The 6825-nt window shown below is 49.1% G+C and carries 6 protein-coding genes and 1 pseudogene; 3 read left to right on the top strand and 4 right to left on the bottom strand.

The window, feature by feature from the left end:
* The 3 genes and pseudogenes from KB557_RS08035 to KB557_RS08045 form a co-directional block, all read right to left on the bottom strand.
* Window positions 1–374 (bottom strand): annotated as a pseudogene (locus KB557_RS08035) (antitermination protein NusB); the annotation flags it as partial.
* A 5-nt stretch (window positions 375–379) separates the two neighbouring features.
* The gene (locus tag KB557_RS08040) at window positions 380–1123 is read right to left on the bottom strand and encodes a DUF502 domain-containing protein (protein WP_255133070.1); all 744 of its coding nucleotides are present in this window, start codon (window positions 1121–1123) and stop codon (window positions 380–382) included.
* A 49-nt stretch (window positions 1124–1172) separates the two neighbouring features.
* Complete coding sequence (locus tag KB557_RS08045; RefSeq protein ID WP_255133072.1) at window positions 1173–1823, bottom strand: HpsJ family protein; 651 nt, start codon at window positions 1821–1823, stop codon at window positions 1173–1175.
* Between the two features lie 37 nt (window positions 1824–1860).
* Between KB557_RS08045 and queG the strand changes: the two genes are divergently transcribed.
* The 3 genes from queG to KB557_RS08060 are packed head-to-tail and all read left to right on the top strand — an operon-like array spanning window position 1861 to window position 6166.
* Window positions 1861–2763: a tRNA epoxyqueuosine(34) reductase QueG gene (gene queG, locus KB557_RS08050; protein WP_255133074.1), complete on the top strand. Its 903-nt coding sequence runs from the start codon at window positions 1861–1863 to the stop codon at window positions 2761–2763.
* Between the two features lie 14 nt (window positions 2764–2777).
* Window positions 2778–3653 carry a tetratricopeptide repeat protein gene (locus tag KB557_RS08055; RefSeq protein WP_255133076.1) on the top strand — a complete coding sequence of 292 codons (876 nt, stop codon included), beginning with the start codon at window positions 2778–2780 and terminating at the stop codon, window positions 3651–3653.
* Window positions 3654–3703: 50 nt separating this feature from the next.
* Complete coding sequence (locus KB557_RS08060) at window positions 3704–6166, top strand: DNA topoisomerase (ATP-hydrolyzing) subunit A (RefSeq protein WP_255133078.1); 2463 nt, start codon at window positions 3704–3706, stop codon at window positions 6164–6166.
* Here the strand turns inward: KB557_RS08060 and KB557_RS08065 are convergent.
* On the bottom strand, window positions 6163–6825 hold a 663-nt coding region (locus tag KB557_RS08065; protein WP_261355027.1), incomplete at its 5' end, for an amidophosphoribosyltransferase. The genes KB557_RS08060 and KB557_RS08065 overlap by 4 nt on opposite strands.

Below are 6825 nucleotides of genomic sequence, written 5' to 3' on the forward strand. Positions count from 1 at the left end.
GCTGGTTGCGCCGCAAATACTGCCTTGGAGCGCTGTAAAGCCCATTCGCGTAGATCATGCTGATCTGCTAAGAGAAGCAAACGGGGAAGTTCCAAACTGGCCGATAACCGATTCAATACCTGCTCGGCTCCTTCTAAACCTTTATGTAAATGTTGCCTAACACGTTCGTTTTCACCTTCGCATAATTCGCTTTCTAAAAGAGCTTGTTGAGCTTGCTGTAATTGATCTGCAGATTGATCCAATACCTCTCGCAAATGGCTATGCAGTGAAGTGAGCGCTTGGGCTAAAAGTTGCTCGGTAGTAGCTGGGCTGCGATCAGCCTTTTGACCAAGAATTAAAAGGGATAACTCCCTGGCAATCGTGCGGTTTTGCATCAATTTCAGGGTTTTGGTGGGCTGGGCTGCGTGGAGGGCCGCAATTGGGCGAGAAGGCTTGAAAAACTACGATTTACAGGGCTATCGCGATCTTCGGGGCTAACAATTCCTGCTGAAATAATTGTTCTAAACGCATCTTCAACACTCATATCTATATCACGAACTGCAGATTCTGGAACTACGGTATACCAACCGGTAGTTGGATTTGGTGCTGTTGGAATAAAAACACTTAACATTGGTTGAGTGAAGCTAGCAGCCATCGATGCACCCAATACACCTGTTACAAAACCCAGCGCATACAAACCTTCCCTCGGATACTCAACAAGCACCACACGGCGAAATCTGGTGCTGTTATCTTTTAATACCGTTTCTAGAATTTGCTTAAGAGTTTTATAAACCGAGCCAGCTAAAGGTATACGTGCCAGCGTTCCTTCACCATAATCTAACAGCCATCTTCCAACTATATTACGCGCCATTAAACCTATTAAAAGAATACCAAGTAGAGGTACTAATAAACCAGCAAGCAGGTTAATTATTTCCTGCAAAAATGGATTTAAAGTATTAAATGGGCTGAACTGCTTTGGCACTGAAGTGAGAAAACTCACCACAAAACGAGTCACCAAAGTAGACAACCAAATTGTGGTTGCAAGTGGAATCACCACAAGCAACCCAGCGATCAGGTCGTTCTTGAGATCTTGTTGCAACCGCACATTGATTGGCGGTTCTGGTCTAGGGCGGGTCTGCACCAATGTTCTTGAGCAGTAAATCGCTAATTCAACTTAGCCACAGGGGCGTCCACTAGAGGATTGCCCCCAATGCAACAGCGGCTGTGGCTAGGGCTAATAGCAAAGCCATACCAGTGCCATTAAAACGTCTTTGCCCCAAAGTTAGAGATCTGGCCCTTTCAGACTGCTGCACCTGCTGCTTGAGTTGGCCTAGACGGCCGTCTATAAAACGTTTTGCCTGGGCACTCGCCTGTTCATCACTCAAATTTGGATCCAGCTGACCGGCCTGACGCAGCTGAGCCACCAGGGCCTCAATCAATTGAGGATTGTTGCTTTCTGCAGTGGCCCGATTCAATTCCATCTGTTTTTGCTCCACCGCCTGATCAGACTGCTTTTGCAGGATTGCATTGCCGCCGATCGTTACCGGCACCGACACCAGCAGGGATAAAGCAAGGGCAATACCCACACCAAACACCGTCCAACGCAAGGGGCTGCGCTGCTGCTGAGGTTGATCGAGGCGGGAGCCCATCAACATCAAAAGCAAGCCAACTAAGGCCATCGGGGAAGCCTTAATCAAGGTATCCACCACCAATTGGCTAAAAGCCTCCTCACCCCAAGCATTTGCACTAAGCACTGCCATTAGCTCTAGAGCGAGCACCAGCACCAGGGCGCCGCCGATCCAGCGCAACAAACCAGATAAACGGGAAGGAGAAAGCTCTGGCACGGCAGAATGAAGACGCGGCGCAACTGTAAAGGTGCCGGTGGATCTTGCCGAGCAGTTGAAACAACAGGCCATCGCCCAGGGTTTTGCTGTGGCAGGGGTGGCGGCAACGGCTGGCAGTGAACGGCTGGCTCTGCGTAATGCCGCCCTTGAACGCTGGTTGGCCGCTGGTTATCAGGCAGATATGGCCTGGATGAACAACCCAAAGCGGCGCCAGGTGGAACAGTTGCTACCAGGGGTGCGCAGCCTGCTAGCGGTGGGCTTGAACTACTACGTAGAGCAGCAGCAGCAGGTTGGTGTTGCCCGCATCGCCCGCTACGGCTGGGGGAGGGATTATCACCGCGTAATCGAACAACGCTTAAAACGCTTAGGCCGCTGGCTAGAGCAGCAGCAACCCGATTGCCACTGGCGCGTTTGTGTTGATACGGCGCCGTTACTGGATAAAGCCTGGGCAGAAGAAGCTGGGATTGGCTGGATTGGTAAAAATGGCAACCTAATCAGCAAAAGCCACGGCTCCTGGTTGCTGCTCGGGCACCTGTTAACCACTGTTGAACTCACACCAAGCATCCCCGCCAGCCCCCTCTGCGGCAGTTGTAGCGCCTGCTTACCGGCATGTCCTACGGGGGCAATAACGGAACCGTTTGTTGTTGATAGCCGCCGATGTATTGCTTTTCACACGATCGAAAATCGCAATGCTGAATTACCGATTCCGCTGCATGGCTGGATTGCTGGTTGCGATCTATGCCAAGAGGCCTGCCCCTGGAATCAAAAACAAGCACACGCAAATGAAGATCCTGAGTTGCAACCACGCCAATGGATGCTGCAAAGCAAACCAGCTGAACTACTCAATTGGGATGCAAGCCAGTGGGATCAGGCCTTGCGAAGTTCAGCCTTGAGGCGGATTAAACCGCATATGTGGCGCCGCAACTTAGGCTGCCTTTAGCTTTTTAGAACACCATGGGCCTCAAGCTGCTGGCTCTATTGGCCGCAGCAGTTTGCATGCTGCCGGCCCCCGCCCAGGCGCTTGTGCCGTATGTATTTGTGCCAAGCGCAAAAGAACTTGGTAAAGCGGGCCTTGGTATTGCAGGAGCTGCTGCCGGGCTGCTGCAAATAGGTCAAGTGGAGGAAGGGCGCAAATTAGCGCGATTGGCAGTGCAGGTTTTACCAAGCGATCCAAGAGCTTGGCTGGTGCTAGCGGAAGCTGAATTGCGCAGCACCGCGAAGGGAGAAAAAAACAACAGGGCCTATGAAGCCTTAGCAAAAGCGAAGCAGCTAGACCCGAATAATCCAGGGGTGTGGTTTGCGGAAGGTTCGTTAAATCTGCGTAACAACAAACCGGAAGAGGCCCAGAAACTATTGCGGGAAGGGCTGCGCCTCGATCCAAATAATCCTGGTGCTTATTTTGATCTTGGTAATGCTCAGATCCAGCTCAAAGAACTAAATCCCGCCCTTAGCTCCTTTGAAAAGGCCGCCGGGCTCCGGAAAAATTTTTGGGAGGCGGTAAATAACCAAGCGATTGTGCTTTTCGAGCAAGGGCGCCGTAGCGAAGCGATTGGCCGCTGGCGCAAGGCTCTAGAAATCAGCTCCGATGCAGCAGAACCCAGCCTTGCACTGGCAGCAGCTCTTTATTCAGAAAGTAAAACCTCAACAGAAACAATCAACTTGGCGATTCAAGCCCTCGTGAAAGAACCGGATTACGTGCTGGATGCTTATCAAAAAGATCAGTTGTGGGGCGCGAAATTGCGGCAAGCCACCCAAGTGATGTTCCGCGATGAAAGGTTGCGGGGTTCTGTGGATAGGGCCATGGGTATGGCCGGTTTTAAGGACGAGTGAATTCGCTATCTGTAGGCTGAGCCCCTTCCTTTCGGTTTAACCCATTCCGCATGGCGGACGAGCGCATCGTTCCGATCGCTCTGCATCAAGAGATGCAGCGTTCGTATCTCGAATACGCGATGAGCGTGATCGTGGGAAGGGCCCTGCCCGATGTGCGGGATGGGCTCAAACCAGTACAAAGGCGCATTTTATTTGCGATGCATGAGCTGGGGCTCACCCCAGATCGCCCCTACCGCAAGTGTGCTCGTGTAGTTGGGGATGTGCTGGGCAAATACCACCCCCATGGGGATCAAGCCGTCTACGACGCCCTGGTGCGGCTTGTACAAACCTTTGCCAGTCGCCACCCACTGCTGGATGGCCACGGAAATTTCGGTTCGGTAGACGACGATCCACCAGCGGCAATGCGCTACACGGAAACGCGCCTATCGCCACTTTCCCACGAGGGAATGCTGGCTGAAATCAGTAGTGACACAGTTGATTTCGCCAATAATTTCGATGGTTCTCAGCAGGAACCAACAGTGCTTCCAGCGCAATTGCCTTTTCTGCTGCTGAATGGTTGCACCGGAATTGCGGTGGGAATGGCCACAAGTATTCCACCCCACAACCTTGGCGAGGTGGTTGATGGCCTGGTGGCGCTTGTGCACAACCCTGAGTTAAGCGATGAAAAACTACTGGAACTAATTCCAGGCCCTGATTTCCCCACCGGTGGTGTGGTGCTTACCGGATCTGGATTACAGGAAACCTATCTGCAAGGTAGGGGCAGTATTCCCATGCGTGGAGTTGCCCATATCGAAGAAATGCAACCGGGTAAGGGACGCCATAAAAGAGGGGCAGTTGTAATAACAGAGCTTCCTTATCAATTAAGCAAAGCAGGCTGGATTGAAAAACTAGCAGAACAAGTAAATGATGGAAAAATAAATGGAATTGCCGATATCCGTGATGAAAGTGATCGTGAAGGCATGCGGGTGGTTGTGGAATTAAGGCGTGATGCGAATGCAGAACAAGTAATGGCTGAATTACATAAACGTACTGCGTTGCAAAGTAATTTTGGTGCCATCATGCTGGCGCTTGTTCATGGAAAACCACAACAATTAAGCCTGCGTCAATTACTTGAACAGTTCCTTGAATATCGTGAATTAACAATAGTGCGGCGCACCCGCCATGCGCTAAAGCGTTGTGAAGACAGGCTTGAAGTGGTTGAAGGTTTAATAAAAGCACTTAATTCATTAAAAGAAGTAATTGAAATGATTCAATCCGCCCGTGATAGCGCCAGTGCAAAAGCAAGTTTGCAAGTACAACTTAATTTAAGCGAACGCCAGGCTGATGCTGTGCTCGCAATGCCCTTAAGACGTTTGACAGGCCTTGAACAGGAAAGCCTACGCAAAGAATTAGATGAGCTGCAAAAAGAACAAACAGAGCTAAGTTATTTATTAAACAATCGCCAAAGCTTACTAGATACTCTCATCAAAGAGCTCAAGCAACTGCGCAAACGTTTTGCTACTCCTCGCCGCACTCGCCTGCAAGAAGGTGGAGATGATTTAGTAGCCCAACGGGCTGCAGCGCAAAGACCAAATGCAGAAGCTCAAAGGCTGCATGCCCTTTCTGCCATCAGCGCTGATAATCGGCTGCTGCTACAAAGCGACGGCTTGCTGCGTATCGCCAGCCCGCAAATTCTGGGGAAATTACACCTACAAGAACCACTGCCCTATGGCGAACATGGCCCCCATGGCCAATTGATCCTTGCGGTGCAACCAGCTCCAACTCTGCTGGCCTTTACAAGTGGAGGCAGGGTAGCTGCGTTGCGCTGGGAATTTGCTGCCCAGCAACCTGGGCCAATCGAAAAATTTCTACCAGAAAGTGTTGATGGCCAAGCAGAAAAAATAGTTGAGGTTTTAGTAATGCCAGCAGATAATGTTCCTTTTTCTATTGGCTTATTAAGTAGTGATGGTCGCTTTAAACGAATTGCCGCTGAAGAATTTAAAGATCTTTCAGGGCGAGCAACAACAGTTTTAAAATTGAAAGATGGTGTTGAACTAGAAAGGGCTGTTATCTGTAAAGAAGCTCAAAATTTAGTGGTTGCAACAAGCACAGGTAGAAGTTTAAGGCTTCCAATTGATGAAAACAGCATTCCGTTAATGGGGAAAACAGCCCAAGGGCCCACCTTAATGAGGTTATTGCCGGGTGAAGTAATTGTTGGTGCTGCAGCCTGCCCAGCAGACGCTGATGTATTACTAGTGAGTGCAATGGGTCAACTTAAAAAACTTTCCGTTTCAAGTATTCGGCTTTGCAGCAGAGGAGATCTTGGTGAAATTTCACTAAGATTTAGCAATCGTAGCGATCAATTAGTAGATCTAAGGGCATCTAATACAGAGCTGATAGTTGTTAAAACAAATTCTGGCAGTATTAGGCTGAAAACAGATAGCATCAAAACAGAAGATAGCCGTGGCACCGGTTTAAACCTTGAACTACCTAAAACCGAAAAGGTGGTTTGCCTGATACCTCTAATTAATTAAGATTGAGCTAAACCACTGGGCTCTAACATTAGTTTACGCTCACGAAGTTCAACTTCTACAGGAATTGGGTAGTTACCATCAAAACAAGCGGTACAAAAATTTGATGCCTGTTCTTGAGCGCATTGCAACATCCCTTCTTTGCTTAAATAAGCTAATGAATCAACACCAAGATGATCTATTATTTGTTCAAGATTAAAGCGTGCTGCAATAAGTTGATCCTGTGAATCAGTATCGATTCCATAAAAACAGGGATGGGTTACCGGTGGTGAACTAATCCGCATATGCACTTCTTTTGCACCTGCTTCCCTAAAAGCCTGCACTAATTTTCTACTTGTAGTGCCGCGAACAATAGAATCGTCAACTACAACGATACGCTGCCCTTCAATTACATCTCTCAAAGGATTTAATTTCACTCTAATTCCCGCTTCTCGCATTGCTTGAGTGGGTTGAATAAAAGTTCTGCCCACATAACGATTTTTTATCAAACCATCACCAAAAGGAATGCCGCTACTTTGAGAAAAGCCAATCGCCGCAGGTATGCCTGAATCTGGAACCCCGATTACAAGATCTGCTTCAACTGGCGACTCCTGCGCTAGACGCTGGCCAATTCGCCTGCGATAACTATAAAGAGATTCACCGAAAAAACGGCTATCAGGCCT

The sequence above is a fragment of the Synechococcus sp. Cruz CV12-2-Slac-r genome (assembly GCF_024346075.1).
In the GTDB taxonomy this organism is placed as follows: Bacteria; Cyanobacteriota; Cyanobacteriia; order PCC-6307; family Cyanobiaceae; genus Synechococcus_D.